Raw genomic sequence first — 20,544 nt, 5'->3', positions numbered from 1 at the left:
GGTGAAAGCAATATTAAGGGCAAATTCTCATGAATGTAAGGCAAGCCTTATCCCAATGACAATTTTTAACGCCAACCTAGTTACCACCCCTCATCTCAAAACTCAATCATTAGGTTAGGATTTCTATGTCTTTTTTAGGAGTATAAATATGACCCAAAGTTTTTACGTAAATCCTGTAACAGGTGCTAATACTAACCCTGGTAGCCAACAAGCACCTTTTAAAAATCTTACCAAAGCTTTACAACAAGCCACAATCGGTACTATCATCCAACTGGCAGATGGGAATTATAATGCCGATAGTGGTGAAACTTTTCCTCTGACTGTACCCGTTGGTGCGATCGTAGTAGGGAATGAAACAAACAAGGGTCAAGGTGTTGTGATTGAAGGTAGTGGTAATTATCTCAGTCGCACTTTTGCTGGTCAAAATGTCACCTTTGTAATGCTTAATAGTGCCGAATTACGAGGGGTAACTGTAACGAATCTTGCTACTCGTGGTACTGCTGTCTGGAGTGAATCAAGTAACCCTACTATTGCTAATTGCACATTTACCCTGTGCAAACGTGAGGGAGTTTTTGCTACAGGTGATGCTAAACCTGAGATTCAAGGTAATGTTTTTAGTGAGAATGCTGCTAATGGTATTTCTATTGCTAAAAATGCGACAGGTCAAATTCAAAATAATATCTGCGTGAAAACAGGTTATGGCATTGCTGTTAGTGATACGGCATCACCGACACTTATAGATAACAAAATTTCTGAGAACCGTTCTGGGATTGTCCTTTCTGGGAATGCACGTCCGATATTGCGAAATAATCTATGTGAGAAGAATACTGATGATGGCTTGACTGTGATTAGCACTGCTTTACCTGATCTCGGCAGTATAAATAGTCCTGGGGGTAATATTTTCCGCAATAATGGTAAATTCGATTTACAAAATGCTAGTTCTAATACGCTTGTTTCTGTCGGAAATCAAATAGATCCGGCTAAAGTTAAGGGAAATGTAGAGTTTACTGCAACTCCAACTCCGACTCCGACTCCGACTCCGACTCCGACACCAACTCCAACTCCAACTCCGACACCAACTCCAACTCCGACACCAACTCCAACTCCGACACCAACTCCGACACCAACTCCAACTCCGACACCAACTCCAACTCCAACTCCAACTCCAACTCCAACACCGACACCGACTCCGACACCGACTCCAACACCGACTCCAACACCAACTCCAACTCCAATAACCAATGAATTAAAGGATATTGCTAATCATTGGGCATTTGCGTTTATTCAGGAATTGGTTAAACTGGAAATAATTAAGGGTTATCCAGATCGCACCTTTAGACCGGATGCGACAATGACAAGGGCCCAATATGCTGCGTTACTGGTGAAAGCGTTTAACCCACCTAGTAAACGCACTGCTATCAATTTTAAGGATGTGCAAAATAATTTTTGGGCATTTCAAGCAATTCAGCAAGCATATCAAGGGCAATTTCTTTCTGGTTATCCTAATAATACGTTTGCTCCCAACCAAAATATTGAACGTGTACAAGTTATTGTCTCTCTGGTAAATGGTTTGGGTTTATCTGCGAGTAATACAACAGTTACAACATCTTTTGAAGACCAAGCAAAGATCCCTAGCTATGCTAAAGATGAGGTAGTAACAGCTATTCACAAGAAGCTGATTGTTAATCATCCAATTACTAAACAACTGAACCCTACCCGTGATGCAACACGCGCTGAGGTAGCGGTGATGGTGTATCAGGCTTTGGTAGATTCTGGTCGTGTGGTGGCTATTAATTTCCCTTATATTGTGGTTTGATAGAGTAATTTTTTATCAATACTGCTCGGTTAACGAAAATTTTCTCGTTTCTATACTCTATATGGGAATAATTTCTAGAAGGCTCTACCTGTTGATGATAGTAGAGGCAGAGCCTCTGTGATAGCATTCCCAGACTGGGAACGAGATAAACGAGATCAGGACTTACGCAAAATCATGAAGAGACGTTCGCAAAGCGTGCGCGAAGCGCATACCGCAGAGGACGCAGAGGACACAGAGGAATAGGAGTTTGGGAGAGTTTTTGCGTAAGTCCTAGAGATAACGAGATACTGGGAACAAGATAATTACCAATTACCCATTACCAATCACCAATGTTGTCCACCTCTCTGATAGAACCAAATAATCTAGAACAGGCTGTTGCGGATAAGCCTTTGATTGTTAGGTCGGATACACTAGCAACGGATGCGATCGCTCTCATGAGTAGCGCACGGGGAAGCTGTGCATTGGCAGAATGTGGTGTCGATACCAGTTACGCGTTGACTGATTCCCGCGCTAGTTGTGTTTTGGTGATGGAAAATAACCAATTACTGGGAATTTTCACGGAACGGGATGTGGTGAGACTGAGTGCTGAGGGGAAACAAATTGCTGGGGTGATGATTGGTGATGTCATGACTCGCTGTGTGATTACTCTCCGCAAATCTGATTTTACTGATATTTTTGTTGTTCTTAACTTATTTCAACGTCACCGGATTCGTCATCTGCCGATGATAGATGATAATGGACAGTTAGTAGGACTACTCACCCACGAAAGCTTGCGTCAACTGTTGCGTCCTGTAGATTTGTTGCGGTTGCGTCTGGTGTCAGAAGTGATGAGTGTTCGCATTGTTCAAGCTTCCCCAGAAACTTCGGTGCTGGAAATCACTAAGTTAATGGCTAGGCAAAATGTGAGTTCAGTGATAATTGTGGAAGAGAACAATTCTCTACTGATGCCCATAGGTATTGTGACTGAGCGTGATATTGTCCAGTTTCAGGCTTTAGCTCTCGATTTGGAGGCAATGCAGGCGCAAACAGTGATGAGTAGTCCTGTTTTTTGTATGTCTCCAGATGAAACACTTTGGACAGTATCAATACTGATGAGGGAAAGGCGAATCAATCGGGTTGTGATTACAGGTGCAGAGGGAGAAATGCTGGGTATTGTCACCCAAACGACTTTGCTGCAAGCCTTGAACCCCCTGGATATTTATAATATGGTAGATAACCTCAAACAAGAGGTATCGCGGTTAGAAAGAGAAAAACTAGAATTATTGCAGGTGCGTAATGCGGAACTAGAACAAGAGGTACAAAGCCGCATAGCAGAGTTGCAAATACAGGCAGAACGAGAACGACTATTAAATGGAATTACCAGCCGCATTAGACTGTCATTGGACTTGCAAGAAACCTTAAATGCGATCGCGCTTGAGGTGCGAAAATTCTTGAATTGCGATCGCGTTTTAGTCTATAAAATTCAGTCCCCTGGTGACGGTATCATCATTGCCGAAGATGTGCAAGCCGGATGGTCATCTCTACTAGGACAACAGGTAAGCGATCCTTGTTTTACATTCGATTGGGTCGAACAGTATATCAATGGCCGAATTCAAGTTGTTAATGACATTCTTCAGGTAAATATGACTCCCTGTCATCGGGAATTATTGGAGAGTCTGCAAATCAGAGCCAAGATTTTGGTTCCTATTGTTGTTGGGGAAGAACTTTGGGGTTTAATGCTGGCTTGTCAAAACGATGCTCCCCGTATATGGCAACCACAAGAAACAGAATTGCTCAAACAGCTTTCCAATCATTTAGCAATTGCTATCCAGCAAGCGGAACTATATCAGCGTTTAAAAGATAGTGAAGAACGTTTACGAACCATTGTGGAAACCAGTGGTAGTGGTTTTGTCACCGTAGATAATCAAGGTCATATTTTATTTGTCAACCCGGCTGCGGCTAAGATGTTTGGTAGAGGTAGAGAAGAACTCTTTGGTTGGCCTTTTGCAGTTCCTTATGACTATGATACTCAGCGAGTAGAAGAAATTGAACTACTGCAATTATTTGGTCAACAGCGTACCGTCAATATGCAAGCTGCGGCAATTGCTTGGGAAGGTCAGAATGCTTTTTTGATGTCGATGTCAGACATCACCGATTTGAAAAAAACTGAAGAATTACTGCGTCAAAGTGAAGCTAAATACCGACTTTTAATCGAAAATCTGCCGCTGGGTTTGATTGTTCATGCAGTGGATGGCAGTATTCTGACTTCTAACGCTAAAGCTGGCGAATTCTTAGAACTAACTTCTGACCAAATGCAGTGTCAAACTGATTTAGATCCGGCTTGGCATTTTTTGAGGGAAGATGAAACAGTGATGCCAGTGTCAGAATACCCGATAAATCAGGTTATTGCTGCACTTCAACCTTTAGAAAACTATGTGCTGGGGGTGAATCGACCCCAGAGTAAAACGCAGATTTGGTTATTGGTTAATGCTTTTCCAGAATTTGATAGCAATGGTAATTTACAACGAGTAGTAGTCACATTTGTTGATATTAGCGAACGGCAAGCTGCACTCAGGGAACGCCAGCAATCAGAAATTGCTCTCAGGGATAGTGAGGAACTCTTTCGACAAATTGCCGAAAACTTGCCGCAAGTCATTTGGATGAATAACAAAGAAGGTTCTGACCCCATTTTTGCAAGCCGACAATATGAAAAAATTTGGGGTCGTAGCTGTGAAAGCCTTTACCAGCAACCTTACAGTTGGCTTAGTGCTATTCACGAAGAGGATCAAGAACGGGTAAGGACTACTTTTGTGACGAAAGCTATATTAGGGGAGTATGACGAAGAATACCGCATTATTCAACCGGATGGTACAGTACGCTGGATACGCGATCGCGCTTTTCCTATAGAAAACAATGATGGAAAAGTCTACCGCATTGCTGGTTTTGCTGAAGATATTACCAAACGCAAGGAAGCAGAAGAACAATTACGACAACTCAATGAAGAACTAGAAGCCAGGGTTGAACAACGTACCACAGCTTTAAGAGAATCACAGACAATGTTGCAATTAGTTCTAAACACTATTCCTCAGCGTGTTTTCTGGAAAGATCAGCAATCAGTTGTGAGAGGTTGTAATCTTAACTTTGCTGAAGATTTGGATGCGACTCCAGAAGACATTATCGGGAAAGATCCTTATGGTATGTCTGCAACTCGTGAAGAAGTTGATTTTTACCTAGAATGCGATCGCCTGGTGATGACAACTGGTCAACCACAAATGCACATCCAAGAAACTTTCCATAAACCGGATGGTTCTTTTATGTGGATAGAAACCAATAAAGTACCGCTGCGGGATGCTGATGGCAATATTATTGGTATTCTGGGAACTTATGATGATATTACCAGCCGACGCACCGCAGAAGAAGCTCTCCGCTACAGTGAAGAACGCTTTCGCATTGCTTTAAATAATTCGCCAATTGTCGTATTTAACCAAGACCTTGACCTGCGTTATATCTGGATTTATAACCCTGCATTGGGTTTGACTCCTGAACAGGTAATTGGTAAGTTTGATACTGATCTATTTCTCCCTCAAGATGCTCAGAAATTAGAAGCCTGGAAACGCAAAGTGATAGAAACAGGTATTGGCATGAGAGATGAAATAGTTATTGGTACAGAAGACAATTTTCTTTGCTACGTTTTAACAATTGATCCACTGCGCGATCGCAATGGTGTCATAGAAGGTGTAACCTGTGCAGCTTTAGATATCACCGACCGCAAAACAACTGAAATTGCTTTAAAAGAAAGCCAGTATTTAATTCAACGCATCACTGAAGCCAGTCCAGATATCCTCTACATCTACGATTTGCAGGAAAAATGCAATGTTTACGTTAACAGAGAAATTGCTCGATTACTAGGCTACTCTCCCGCAGAAATCAAAAACATGGGTTCAGAGTTATTTTTGCAAATTGTCCATCCCGATGATATCTCCAAAATCGTTGATTATCATACTCGCTTTGACACAGCTAAAGATGAGGATATCAGGGAGATAGAATACCGGATGTGCGATCGCCAAGGCAACTGGCACTGGTTTGTTAGTCATGATACTGTATTTAGCCGCGATGCCGAAAATATACCTAAACAAATTATCGGTGCCGCTTTAGAAATGACAGAACGCAAGCAGATAGAGGCAGAACTACGGCAAACCAATGCTGAACTAGCCCGTGCCACTCGTCTCAAGGATGAGTTTTTAGCGAATATGAGTCACGAACTGCGTACCCCTCTTAATGCCATTTTAGGGATGTCGGAAGGGTTATTAGAGGAAGTTTTTGGGACTGTGAGCGATCGCCAACAACGATCCATCCAAACCATCGAACGCAGCGGAAAACACCTATTAGACTTGATTAACGATATTCTCGATTTATCAAAAGTTGAAGCCGGTAAACTAGAGTTACAACCTACATCAGTCGCCGTTAGTTATCTCTGTGATTCTAGTTTGACATTTGTCAAACAACAAGCGCTGAAAAAAAATATTCAAATCTCCGTAGAATTATCTCCAAATCTACCTGACTTAATTGTAGATGAACGCCGTCTTCGTCAGGTGCTAATTAATTTACTCAACAATGCAGTTAAATTCACTGCCGATGGTGGAAGTGTCAAACTCATCGTGCAGCAAGAGGAGGGGAGGGTGCAGGGGGCAGGGTGCAGGGTGCAGGGGGTAGGGTGCAGGGAGCAGGGGGCAGGGGGCAGGGAGCAGGGGGCAGGGGGCAGGGAGCAGGGAGCAGGGGGCAGGGAGCAGGGAGCAGGGGGCAGGGAGCAGGGAGCAGGGGGCAGGGAGCAGGGGGCAGGGAGCAGGGAGCAGGGGCAGGGAGCAGGGAGCAGGGGGAGAAAGTTCACCTTTCTATAATTCTCAAACCCTAAACCCTTCTTCTTCACTGTCACCTTCTTCCCCAAATCAATGGATTTGCTTTTCAGTTATTGATACAGGAATTGGTATTGCTAAAGAAGAATTGGATAAACTGTTCAAACCTTTTGTGCAGATCGACAGTAGTCTGAATCGTCAGCACAATGGGACAGGATTGGGTTTAGCTTTGGTACATCGACTGGTAGACCTGCATAATGGTCAAATAATAGTCACTAGTGAGCTAGGTGAGGGTAGCTGTTTTACAGTTCGTATCCCCTGTGTAGGGAAACCGAGGGATGGCGAAAAAAGTCTATTTTCTGGAAATTGTCAACTTTTACCCAATACTCAAATCCAAAATTCACAGGTACTAATCATTGAAGACTCGATGGTTGCAGCAGAACAGGTTGCTCGATATTTGAATGAATTGAATATGCAAACTACTATTTATACTAAAGGTGAGGGGGCTATTGATGAAGCACTCCGCATCCATCCCGTGCTGATCATTTTGGATATTCTGTTACCGAACCTTTCTGGATGGGAAGTATTACAACAATTGAGAGCTAATCCGCAAACGCAGAATATACCTATATTGGTAATTTCAGTAGTTGATGAGCGATCGCATGCAATGTCTTTAGGTGCTACTGAATACTTAGTTAAACCTATTAGCCGAGAACAAATTCGCAATACTTTACAGAAACTCCAGAATCCCAAAGATGTCTCTAATACAACTCTAATTATTGCCCCAATTACTACTACTTCTACAGAACCAGCTTCCCCTCCCCTCATTCTTTTAGCAGAAGACAATGAAGCCAACATTGCCACTATCTCTAACTATCTGGGTGCTAAAGGATATCGCCTCATTATGGCCAAAAATGGTGAAGAAACTGTTACTCTCACTAAAAAGCAACATCCAGATCTAATTCTCATGGATATCCAAATGCCAGGTATGGATGGATTAACTGCTATGCGTCTTATTCGTGCTGATCCTTTGTTTATACATACTCCCATTATTGCCTTGACGGCTTTAGCCATGCCAGGGGATCAAGAACAATGCATCGCATCTGGAGCAAATGACTATCTGCCAAAACCAGTCAAGTTGAAGCTTTTAGTAGAGAAGATTCAAGATTTGTTAAATCAGAAAACGGATCACAAGTAATTTATAACTGATATAATATTCGTATAAATACTTATCATCATATCTAGTAGGAATTATAAATAATATCAGAAACAGTTTAAGTCAGTAGAACGACTTGAAAAGACCGTAGACGCGCAGCGGCTTCTCAGAGAGCAGTTATGTAACGAAAAATAAATTTGCCTACAAACCTCTTCCCTTCTGCCCCATGCCTTGTCATAATGACAATTTTTAACGCGAACCTACCTAGTTTAGGGTGAGCAATGACTACCAAACCAAACTGCATAAAGTATATATATCTACCCGCGTGTTCAAAAATCAAATAGGAGTCCTATCTTCGGGACTTTTATCAGTAAATTATCTGAACTTGATATGATATTAGCTATGAAACCACTGCCAAAGATTTTGGTTATTGATGATGAACCTGATAACTTTGATGTTATTGATGCATTATTAGATAGTGAAGGTTATGCATTAAGCTATGTTGCTAATGGACAGCAAGCCCTGGATCTCATGGCTTTCTTTCAACCGGATGTGATTTTACTAGATGTGATGATGCCACAAATGAATGGTATCCAATTCTGTGAGAAATTTAAATCTAATTTTCAATGGAAGCATATTCCAGTGATTATGGTGACAGCACTTACTGCTAAAGAAGATTTGTCCCAATGTATGGCTGTAGGTGCTGACGACTTCATTAGTAAACCTGTGAATGGGATGGAACTGCGATCGCGGGTGAGATCAATGTTACGCATCAAACAACAATATGATTCTCTCCAAGAAACTCTGCATTTGCGGGAAGACCTTTCTAACATGATTGTTCATGATTTGCGGAATCCTTTAACCTCAATTATTCTCGCGGCAGAAATGTTGCGAATTGCTAACTTATCACCCGAACGTCAGTTTCAAAAAAGCAGTCAGATCATCGCCGCTGCACAACAATTAAGATCGATGATTGATAGTTTACTGCTGTTGGCAAAATTAGATTCTGGAAAATTGATTTTGCAACGCACAGATGTTGATTTGTATGAACTTTGTGCTTCAGCCATTACTGATATTGAACCATCTGTCATTCAAAAGAATATTAAACTAATTAGCGACTTACCCAAACCTGGAGGGAGTATTAGCCTGGATGCGAATTTATTCCGTCGAGTTATTGATAATTTACTTTCTAATGCAATTAAATTCACCCATCCCCAAAGTGAAATCATCGTTCATGCTGACTATCCAGCACCAGGACGAGCCAAAATTCAAGTTGTTGATTCAGGCCCAGGTGTGAAAGAGGAATTGCGTAAAGTCATTTTCGAGAAATATGAAATCGGCACTTTTAACAAAGCAGCATCTCAAATTGGTTTAGGTCTTGCTTTCTGCAAAATGACAGTAGAAGCGCATGGGGGAAATATCAAAGTGGAAAGCAATCAACCAACAGGGGCAATTTTTACGATTGAGATTGATGACAATCAACCAATTTTGGAAACTATTATTAATTGATAGTTCTTCCTTATCAAGACAGAGTATATCAGATTTTTAGGTCGAAATCAACAGTTGCTACTCATTTTTACCGCCTATCTTCTGTTTTCCATATCTGCTCAATGCGTGAAATAAATCTGCAATCTGAACCGGTTTGCTAATATAGTCATCCATACCAGCTGCTAGACAGATTTCGCGATCGCCCCGCATTGCATTAGCCGTCATAGCAACAATATAAGGACGTTGACTTGCTTCCCAATCCTGACAAATGATTTGGGTTGTTTCCAGTCCATCCATTTCTGGCATTTGTACATCCATCAATACCACATCATAAGACTGACGCTGCAATGCTGTGAGTACTTCCAAACCATTAGCTGCGACATCCGCTCGATAACCAATTTTCTTGAGCATCAGTAAAGCTACTTTCTGATTAACAACTGTATCCTCTGCCAAAAGAATCCGCAATGGTAGTTTCTCTGCCAAATAAAAATCAATTTCTGGTATTTGAGTTGGGGAGATAATGGCTTTAATCGGTTGATTACCTAAAACACGAGCAAGGGCATCATAAAGTTGATACTGTTTAACAGGTTTAGTCAGGCAAGCCGCAATTTTAATATCACTGTATTCTTGACTCGTTTCTGCTTTAGTTAGAGAAGTAAGAATTACCAGAGGTATAGTTTGACAGTTTGATTGCTTGCGGATTTCCTGTGCTAAGGTGACTCCATCCATCTCCGGCATATTTAAATCTAAAATAGCAATATCAAACTGAACACCTTGGCGAAGTTGTTCTAAGGCTTGCTGTGCTGATGTCACGGCATAAATTTGCATATTCCAAGACCTTGCTTGCAGGCTCAGAATTTGGCAGTGAACAGGATTGTCATCTACAATCAACAGTCGTTTACCAGTTAACTGCACTGACTCAATTGATAATTCTTCTGAATCTGAATTAATATCTTCTGGGACAGTGATAGTAAAAGAAAATGTTGAACCTTGGCAAAACGGTAAACATGAAATTAGAAATTCATCTTGCCAGAGAGAGCTAGGAGTACCACCAATAGCTCCTTGACTTTCAACCCAAAGAGTACCATCCATCATTTCACTTAACCGCTTACTAATCACTAAGCCTAATCCTGTGCCACCATATTGTCTGGTGGTAGAAGAATCTGCTTGGGAAAAAGGTTGAAATAAAAGGTTCATTTTATTTGCGGGAATACCAATACCTGTGTCTTTGATGGCAAATAAAATTTCGTAAGTTCTAGGAAATGGGTAAGATTCTGTGGCTGTGTTTGTAATTGGTTTTGCGTGTATGGAGAGGATCACTTCTCCTTTTTTGGTGAATTTAATGGCATTACTTAAGAGATTCATCAGTATCTGACGCACACGAGTTAGATCGCCAATAATCCTGGTGGGAACTTGAGGATTGATCAGATAAGCTAGTTCTATATCTTTTGCTGCTGCTTTTGGGGCTAAGATGTCAAGCACTCGCTCCACACAATTTCTTAAATCAAAAGATTGTTCTTCTAGTTCTAGCTTGCCCGATTCGATTTTGGAGAAATCGAGAATATCGTTGATAATGGTGAGCAAAGATTCTCCACTATTGCGAATTGTTTCTACAAAGTCTTGCTGTTGGGAATTCAAATTAGTATCTAACAGTACTCCTGTCATGCCAATAACAGCATTCATAGGGGTACGAATTTCGTGACTCATCATGGCCAAGAATTCACTTTTTGAACGGTTAGCTGCTTCTGCTGCGTGTTTAGCCTGTTCTAGAGCAGAGTTTTTTAAAGTTAGTTCTTCCCGTTGACGGGTTTCTTGTTCTAGCAGATGAGCTTGTGCTAAAGCAATACCCAATTGAGCAGCAACGGCTTCTAGTAATTCAATTTCTTCTGAAGTCCATTGACGAAAATAACTGCATTGGTGTAAACCAATAGCTCCATTGGGTTGCCCTTGATAGGAGGTACGAATTGCTAACAAGGACTTAAGTCCAATTGCTTGACAAAGAGGTGCTGCTGGCTGGAGTAAGGGATCATTGTACACATTGGAGGAAGCGATCGCTTGATCCTGTGCAATCATGTTAACAATATGGAAATTACCGTCTATTGGAATCTCCATCTCTAGCATTGATGAGTAATTAGGAACAACATACTCCGCTACTAAGGGAATGCGAGCTATGGGGTGACTAATATAAGAGTGAATCAAACAGCGATCTGCTTGAAAAGCCTTGCCAATTGCAGTAGCAGATGTCTCAAAAATTTCTTGAACATTAAGACTTTGACGGATTTTGTCAGTGATTTTTTTGAGTAGCAATGTGCGTTGCAATTGTTGTTTTAGTTCCTCTTGTGCTTGCACACTTTCAGTAATGTCTTTAGTTGAGCCAACCATTCGCACCGGATTACCTTGTTCATCCCAAATGGCTTGTCCACTTACCAACACCCACTTATAGCTGCCATCATTCCGACGCATTCGATACTCAACAATATAATTGGGGATTTTGCGATTGAGGTAATCTTGCTTAATGGTCATTACCCGGTCATAATCATCGGGATGAATGCGATCGCTCCAATCTTTGTTATCACTAACAAATTGATGTTCTTGTTTCCCCAAAAGTTCCGCCCATTTATCAGAGCGAAAAGTTTGATTTGTAATGATATTCCAATCCCAAATGGCATCTTGGTTGCCTTCAAGTGCTAGTTGCCAACGTTCTTCTTTTTCTTTGAGGGCTGCTTCTGCTTCTTGCCGTTTGGTAATATCATTTTGAATACCAATAAAATGGCTTAATTGTCCATTGTCTTCATGAATAGGGGAAATACTTAATTCATTCCAAAATAATGTACCATCTTTGCGATAGTTACGAATCACAACACTGCAACTTTTTCCCATGATAATTGCTGTCCGCAGTTCTTCTAGTCCTGATTGATTGGTATCTGTCCCTTGTAACAATCGACAGTTTTTCCCCATGACTTCGCTATAGGTATAGCCTGTAATTCTCTCAAAAGCTTGGTTAACATAAATAACTGGATGAGAAGGGCTTCTCACATCAGTAATCACAATTCCATTATTGCTACTATCAACAGCCATTTCTCTCAGCTTTAAGGTTTCTTCAACTAGCTTAAGGTCAGTAATATCAAACATGAAACCCCGCAGCATAGTTGGAATTTCTGCTTCTGCAACTACATTGATAATGTCTCTTAACCAGACAATTTTTCCATCTGCTGCAAATATCCGGTATTCAAATTGATGAGCTTCACATTGAGTTGCCACTGCTTGGCAAAATTTTAGAGACTTTTCTCTATCATCTGGGTGCAGATGATTTTTCCAAAAATCTTGCTCATACCATTCGGCAATTGGGTATCCTAATATAGCTTCAGCTTGAATACCGACATAAGTAAATCGCCATGTTTTTAAATCTAATTCCCAAGGAATAACTTTGACAGTTTCTAGTAACTGTTGTAAACGGGTTTCATTTGCGGAAAAATTAATTTTTGTTTGTTTATATTGAGATATTTTCTTGGTTAGTTTGTGGTTAATTAGTGCTATTTTATTTTGACTCTTGAAGGTAGATTGAGCAAAATAGGTTAATAAGATCAATTTTATCCCCAAAATAATTCCAGCAAACAATAATAATATCGGTAGGGGTGAGTGTAAGTTTGCTAATAATTCTGGAGTAGGTGAAATTATCATTTGCCATTTAAGGCTATAAGAGTCAACTTGGATGTTTTGTTGCCAAGGAGATATTTCAATTTTTTCACCATGACTGTAAATCAGTTTTTGATCAGCAAAAATTTCAATTTGATAATCATTTAGTATCTTGACAATTGTATCTAAAAAAGGTTGGATTTGAAAAATTCCTACAATAAATCCATCAAATTTATTTTCTATAATTAGGGGAATATATACCAAAATTTCTTTGCCATTTTTGAGCAGTTCAACTGTATCTCTAACCGTAACTTTGCTGTCATTTTGTGCGGTTTCTAGCACTAATTTGCTTTTAAATTCTGGGCTTAAATCAAAATTTTTGGCTATTTCATTTCCTGATTTGGTAACAACCCAGCGGATTTGATCTGATTTATCCACCCATGCGATCGCTTGATAACCTCCGAAGTCTTTCACAGGGTTTTTTGCATCTGCCTCCCATTTTTCCCAGCGTTTTCCCATGTGCTGGAGTTCCATAATTCGGTTATTTAGTTCGTTGGTTAACTCAATTTTAATAGAAATAGCTTGCTGTTGAATTAACTGTTTAATGTGAAGTTCTTCTGCCACTAATAACCTGTGCCAAACTATGGTCACTATCATAAAGAATAAAATTCCCACTAATAGAGGCAGCCATTTATTTTTGCTGAGAAAATTAACTATTTTAAACTTGTTGAGTTTATGTAAAATATCCATATTATTTATTACCATTTACTTATTTAGTGTCAATTTGCAGAAGCAACAAAAAAGCAATTATGCCCTGCATTTTTGACTTTACAAAAGCGCTTGATCTGAGTAATTGGCGTGACGTAGCCATAGATCTGCTTTATTTATCATTGTAGAGATTTTTCACATAACTTCGCTACAAAATTCATTTAGTACAATGTCAAATCAGTTTCCCTCCTGCCTTCGATAAATAATACTTTAAGTATCATGCTTGATATTTTTGTTAAAATCTCGAATCTGTTAATTACTGATTTGACAATTCTTCTGACTCCTGAGTTCTTACGGATCAGTACATTTTATTTGCAAAGCTAACTTTACTCTTTCATATTCAGTTTCCATCTGCTCTAAGAGAACTCGATATTTATCAATAGTTTCATTGTGATTAAGTATTTCCATTTTTTTGCAAAAATTGGCTAAGTTTATAGCCCCAACAGAAGCGCTACTAGATTTAAATTTATGGGCTATTTGTTTAAGGGTAGTAGTATTTTTTTGTTTAATTGCTAGATTTAAATCTACTAATAATTTGGCAGATTCTTCTAGATATATATTAATTAACTCAGGTATAAAGATATTAGCATCTTCACCAATCATATCCCGTAGTGACTGAAAGGTGCGAAGATCAATTGCAGAGGTATAACTGAGTGAAGATAGGGTTGCTACTGGTTTTTTTTCTTGATCGTAACTATTAACAAATGAGTATGTTGCTGAACTATTTTTTTGAGAGACTAGTTGACATTGAGTTAGTACTCTGACTAGATCTTCTAATCGAATTGGTTTGCTGATATATTCGTCCATGCCTGCTTCCAGACAAACTTCTTTATCTCCCTGCATTGCATTTGCAGTCATGGCGATAATCCGTGGTTGTTCTTCCCAATGCCACATTCGGATTTGTTGAGTGGTTTCTAGTCCATCCATTTGTGGCATTTGTACATCCATAAGAATAACATCATAGGATTGACGCTGTAAGGCAGATAATACTTCTAACCCATTACCTGCTACATCTGCTCTTAAGCCCAGTTTAGACAAAATTAAGATGATCATTTTCAGGTTAACGGGATGGTCTTCCGCTACTAAAATTCGCATTGCTAGATCACTTAGATCAGGATATGTTTGCACAATATTGCTGTCTGAACTACTAAATCTAATTGGTTGCTGACGAGTAAGATTGAGCAAACTATTATAAAGTTGAGATTGCTTGAGAGGTTTATTTAAGAAAGCTATTCCTTCTATAGGGTTAACTCGATGTTTGATTTCTGGCTGATTGATATCTTTTAATATGAGTAAAGGTAATGTCTGGTAATGTGGATGCTGACGGATTTTTTTGGCTAATGCTAAACTATCTATTTCAGAAAATTGCATATCTAAGATGGCAATATCAAACTGTTCTCCTTGAGGTTGATATGAAAAAACTTCAGCGGGAGATTTAAAGGTATGCACTAACATTTCCCAAGACTCAGCTTGCATAGTCAGAAATTGCCGATGAGCCAAATGGTTACTGAGAATTAGTAGTCGTTTGGTGTTGAGTTGATTGGATGACTTATTTAAGTTGATTGATTCCGTGTGAGGATCTACAGGAACTGTGATGGTGAAATAGAAAGTAGAACCATTGTCTATTTGACTCTCTAACCACATTCTTCCCCCCATCATTTCGCTGAGTCGTTGGCTAATAACTAAGCCTAATCCTGTGCCACCATATTTGCGAGTCATGGACGAATCAACTTGACTAAAAGGCTGGAATAATCGATCTATTTTTTCTGGGGGAATACCAATACCTGTATCTTTAATGGCAAATTCGATTTCATAAAGTGGGAAAGTTGGTGCTGTTGTGACTATTGCTAATGGTTTGGCTGTGGTTGTGACAATGACTTCTCCTAGGTTGGTAAATTTGACGGCATTGCTCAATAAATTCACGAAAATTTGTCGCAGACGGGTGATATCGCCGATGATGATGTTCGGTGTCTGGGGAGTTAGTAAATAAATTAACTCTATTTTCTTAGTGGCTGCTTGGGAAGCTAATAAGTCTAAAGATTCTTCTAGACAATCACGTAGACTAAAGGGTTGTGCTTCTAAATTTAGCTGGTTAGACTCTATTTTTGAGAAGTCAAGAATATCGTTAATTATTGATAGTAGGGCATCACCACTGCTGCGAATAGTGGTGATCAAGTCGTGCTGTTGTGAGTCGAGGTGGGTGTCGAGTAACAAACCTGTCATGCCGATGACAGCATTCATGGGAGTACGAATTTCATGACTCATCATGGCTAGAAATTGGCTTTTGGCTCTGTTGGCGCTTTCTGCTTGGCGTTTTGCTTGTTCTAAGTCAGAGTTTTTGATTGTCAGTTGTTGACGCTGTTGTTTTTCTTGTTCTAGAAGATTTGCTTGGGCGATCGCAATTCCCACTTGTGGTGCTACTGCTTCTAGTAGTTCTATTTCCTCTGCTGTCCAACTACGGATGCGATCGCACTGATGTAAGCTAATTGCTCCATTTGCTTCTCCTTGATAGGATGTGCGAATTGATAATATTGATTTCACCCCCATTTGGCTATACATCGCTTCAGCCGTCCTGAATAGAAGGGGTTCAGTATAGACATAGTTAGAGCCGATGCCTATGGACTGGCTATGATAACGCCCAGTGTCTCGTTCAGGTAGTGTCTCCGACAGGAGAAGAGATGCGATCGCTTTGTCTTGTGCAATCATCAATTCTGCATGAAGATTACCTGAAATGATAATTTCTAAATTTAGTAAAGATTCATAACCTCTATCTAAATGTTCAGCAACAACAGAAATTCTCGGTATAGGCGTAGCAATATAAGTGTGAATCAAACAGCGATTTACGTTAAAAGCCAGGCTGATTTGATTAGCTGTAGTTTGAAAAATTTCTTGTGTATTTAAACTTTGGCGAATTTCTTCTGTAATTTGTTTTAGCAATAAAGTTCGATTAAATTGTTGTTGTAGTGCTGTTTCTGCTTGTTTACGAGCGATTTCACTACCTACCCATTGCGCCATCAGCATTAATAGTTTTTTGTCTGCTAATGTAAACGGCTTTAGTCGGGGGCTGAGACTAGAGAAACTGAGAGCGCCATACAACTTATCCCGGATCATGACTCTAATCCCAATATAAGCTTCCATATGGAACATTTGATAACCCGGATGTTGGCACCATTCAGAAGCACCAGCATGAATAATAGTTACAGGTTCTTCTTTATCTATAACTTCATTACACAACATCTGTCGCACATCAAAAATATCGCCTGGTTGCAGGGAATTATCTGGGGTTTGAGCCTGTAAAAGGTGATAATGTTGATTTTCATCTATATGGCCAACAATACCAAATTCCATTGTAAATGTTTGACAGCCCAGACTTAAAACCCCTTGAATTCTTTCCTCAAAATCTAATTGATGAGATGCTATATCATATAATCTTCGCAGAAATGCTTCACTTTGTTTTAATTCTAATTCTAAATTTCGGCGTTCAGTAATATCATCATATTTCCATAAATGTCCACAATAATTTTCATCCACAAAAATAGGAATATAACAACACTCAAATATGCGATTATCTGCCAGAATAAATTCATCAATAACAACACGCTTGTCTGCCAATATTCTTGATGATTGTTCCACAAAAAAATCTAGTTCTGCAAATAATCCTTTTCTTTCTTTTGGGCATTCGTTAAAACTTACACCAATCAAACTTTGTGGTGCAACATGAATATCAAACATATGACAAAATTCTTGATTGATCAGAATAATTTTGTTTGATTCATCCTCAACTAAAACACCCGCTTGTAAGTTTTCAATTAATGCTGTTAGTCGTGATGTTGTCGCCCGTAATTTAGTTTCTGTTTGTTGGCGCTCTATAATTTCATCGTGTAATTCCTGGTTAATTCTCTCCAATTCTCTGGGACTAGGTAAAGCTATAGCTTGAGGTATCAACGGTATGAGTAGTATAGCTGTATAGCAGGAAATCAGGGCTGTAATGGCTTTGATAGTACCAGATAGCCAATAATCTGGATGCCAAAGTGTCCATATTCCCATCAAGTGGGTTGTACCACAAGAAATAATAAAAGCTCCAAATAAGGCAAAGATAGCCCTGAATGGGACATCGGGGCGTTTATGAATGAAATACACTAGCCCGATGGGAATGGAGTAATACGCTAATACAATCAGCACGTCGGAAATAACGTGCAGAGACACCAAATCAGTCTTCCACAAGTAACAGTGTCCATGCGGTATAAACATTGGTGATAAAAGTAAGTAGTTAAAAAACTCTAACATAGAGAAATGAACCTTCAAATAACCACAATAAAATGCAGATATTATCACGCTCTTTTATTAGATAAGTCTAAACTTGTCTATTAGGCAATAGTATCAGCAGTATAGTGAACTACCCCATCCTACTTCGTTGAAGATGGGTTGGAGATGTCTAAGAGAACTCCACAAAAAAGATGATCCAATTTCACCAAATTAAAGCGACTTTTTTTCCCCCTGCTCCCTGCTCCCTGCCCCCTGCCGTCACAACGACGGGATATTTTTTTAGTTGGAAGTCTCTAAGGGAATATATCCTCGCACTGGCTTCTCTGTGTTAAAAAAAAAGGTGAGCCATTCAGCCCACCCCAAAAAATAACTAAACTATTGCTAATTAACCCAACAAAGCCTTAGCCTTAGCTAACACATTATCAACAGTGAAACCAAACTTCTCCATACAAGTACCACCAGGAGCGGAAGCACCAAAGGTATCAATACTTACAGTATCACCATCAGTACCAATATACTTGTGCCAGCCGAAACTGCTGGCTGCTTCTACAGATAGACGCTTGGTGACAGCTTTAGGTAGAACAGATTCTTTATAAGCTGCATCTTGAGCATCAAATAAATTAGTTGAAGGCATAGAAACAACACGAACTTTCTTACCTTCCGCTGTCAGTTTCTCCGCTGCGGTGACACAGAGGCTCAATTCTGAACCTGTACCAATCAGGATAATATCAGGTGTACCTTGGGAATCTACAACTGTGTATGCACCTTTCTTGACACCTTCAACTGATGTACCTGCTAAGTTAGGAACATTTTGACGGGTGAATGCTAACAGAGTAGAAGCTTGTGCTTTAGACTTCTCAACTGCGACTGTATAAGCGCCAGAACATTCGTTACCATCAGCCGGACGAATCACTGTTAAATCAGGAATAGCTCGCAGGGAAGCTAGAGTTTCAATGGGTTGGTGAGTGGGGCCATCTTCACCTTGGCCGATAGAATCGTGAGTCATTACCCAAATTGAGCCAGCTTGGGAAAGAGCAGCCAAGCGAATGGCAGCACGCATATAGTCTGTAAAGATCAGGAATGTCGCACCGTAGGGAATTAATCCCGAAGCGTGGAGCGCCATACCATTACAGATTGCGCCCATAGCGTGTTCCCGGACACCAAAGTGGATGTTACGGTTTTGGTATTGCCCTTTCTGGAAATCACCAAAACCCTTGAGTTCGGTGAGGTTGGAGTGGGTTAAGTCTGCTGAACCACCAATTAATTCAGGTAAAACTGCTGCTAGTTTGTTGAGGCAGTTTTCTGAGTGTTTCCGGGTGGGTAGTGCTGCATCTGCTGGGGTGTAGGTGGGTAGTACCTTATTCCAACCGTCTGGGAGTTTACCGCTAACAAAACGCGTAAATTCCGCTGCTTCTGCGGGGTATTTAGCTTGGTAGTCAGTAAAGGTTTTGTTCCATTCGGATTCGTAAGCTGCACCACGTTCTACTGCTTTGCGGGTGTGGTTGAGGGCATCTTGTGGAATTTCAAAAGGTGCGTGTTCCCAACCTAAGTTTTTACGAGTCAGTGCTGTTTCATCTCCACCGAGAGCAGCACCGTGAATACCAGCGGTGTTTTGCTTGTTGGGAGCGCCATAACCAATGGTGGTTGTCACCTTGATCATGGTGGGTTTGTCGGTGACAGCTTTTGCTGCTTCGACGGCTTTGGAGATTGCGGCTAAGTCGGTGTTGCCATCTTCGACGTGCAGGACGTGCCAACCATAAGCTTCAAAGCGTTTGGAAACATCTTCGGTGAATGCTACATCTGTAGAACCATCAATGGATATATGGTTGTCATCATACAGAGCAATAAGTTTACCTAATCCATAGTGACCAGCTAAAGAAGCTGCTTCACCGGAAATACCTTCCATGTTGCAACCATCACCTAGAATTACGTAGGTGTAGTGGTCTACGATTTTGGCATCGGGCTTGTTGAACTTGGCAGCTAGGTGTGCTTCTGCCATTGCTAAACCAACGGCATTGGCGATTCCTTGACCCAAGGGGCCTGTGGTGACTTCCACACCTGCTGTTTCAAAGTTTTCTGGGTGTCCAGGAGTTCTAGAACCCCATTGACGGAATTGTTTGATGTCTTCGATGGTAACGCTATCGTAACCTGTTAGGTACAGCATGGCATACTGCAACATACAGCCGTGACCAGCAGACAAGACAAAGCGATCGCGGTTGAACCATTTGGGATTTTTGGGGTTATACCGCATAAAGCGATCCCAAAGGACAAAAGCCATTGGAGCCGCGCCCATTGGTAGTCCGGGGTGTCCCGATTTTGATTTTTCTATGGCATCTACAGCCAAAAAGCGGATTGAGTTAATACAAATTTCTTCGAGGGATTGGGTTGCAACAGCCATAATCTCTTGTTTTTAACGACGGGTTAACACTCTTTGTAGCTTTTTCTTGCTGGGGTCATATACAGCGATCCCACCATTCTCATCATCCCATTCCTACCTGTAGATGGACAAGCGGGATCTTCTTAGTTTGTGGTGATGAATAAGGCTGATAATTTGGTAATGCTGAACCCTTAATGTTGATAGG

7 protein-coding genes are annotated in these 20,544 nt (G+C 40.4%); 4 read left to right on the top strand and 3 right to left on the bottom strand.

The window, feature by feature from the left end; genetic code table 11:
* Window positions 1-148: 148 nt before the first annotated feature.
* The 4 genes from ACSQ6I_RS17510 (at window position 149) to ACSQ6I_RS17495 (ending at window position 9,313) form a co-directional block, all read left to right on the top strand.
* A complete protein-coding gene (locus ACSQ6I_RS17510) occupies window positions 149-1,816 on the top strand; it encodes a DUF1565 domain-containing protein (protein WP_438891572.1) in 1,668 nt (555 codons plus the stop codon).
* A 329-nt stretch (window positions 1,817-2,145) separates the two neighbouring features.
* Complete coding sequence (locus ACSQ6I_RS17505; protein ID WP_438891571.1) at window positions 2,146-6,693, top strand: PAS domain S-box protein; 4,548 nt, start codon at window positions 2,146-2,148, stop codon at window positions 6,691-6,693.
* Window positions 6,694-6,721: 28 nt separating this feature from the next.
* Window positions 6,722-7,846, top strand: a complete 1,125-nt coding sequence (locus tag ACSQ6I_RS17500) for a response regulator (protein ID WP_438891791.1) — start codon at window positions 6,722-6,724, stop codon at window positions 7,844-7,846.
* Between the two features lie 360 nt (window positions 7,847-8,206).
* Window positions 8,207-9,313: a hybrid sensor histidine kinase/response regulator gene (locus ACSQ6I_RS17495; RefSeq protein WP_438891570.1), complete on the top strand. Its 1,107-nt coding sequence runs from the start codon at window positions 8,207-8,209 to the stop codon at window positions 9,311-9,313.
* A 57-nt stretch (window positions 9,314-9,370) separates the two neighbouring features.
* Here ACSQ6I_RS17495 and ACSQ6I_RS17490 read toward each other — a convergent pair whose 3' ends face one another.
* The 3 genes from ACSQ6I_RS17490 to tkt all read right to left on the bottom strand — a co-directional run bounded on the left by ACSQ6I_RS17490 (window position 9,371) and on the right by tkt (window position 20,360).
* A complete protein-coding gene (locus ACSQ6I_RS17490) occupies window positions 9,371-13,585 on the bottom strand; it encodes a PAS domain S-box protein (protein ID WP_438891569.1) in 4,215 nt (1,404 codons plus the stop codon).
* 402 nt (window positions 13,586-13,987) lie between these two features.
* Complete coding sequence (locus ACSQ6I_RS17485) at window positions 13,988-17,983, bottom strand: response regulator (RefSeq protein ID WP_438891568.1); 3,996 nt, start codon at window positions 17,981-17,983, stop codon at window positions 13,988-13,990.
* A gap of 364 nt (window positions 17,984-18,347) precedes the next feature.
* Window positions 18,348-20,360, bottom strand: a complete 2,013-nt coding sequence (gene tkt, locus ACSQ6I_RS17480; RefSeq protein ID WP_438891567.1) for a transketolase — start codon at window positions 20,358-20,360, stop codon at window positions 18,348-18,350.
* Window positions 20,361-20,544: the final 184 nt, after the last annotated feature.

It is taken from the genome of Anabaena sp. WFMT (assembly GCF_051781005.1).
In the GTDB taxonomy this organism is placed as follows: Bacteria; Cyanobacteriota; Cyanobacteriia; order Cyanobacteriales; family Nostocaceae; genus Anabaena.
Note: the sequence above shows the minus strand (reverse complement) of the source record. Positions and strands in the feature narration are given on the sequence as shown.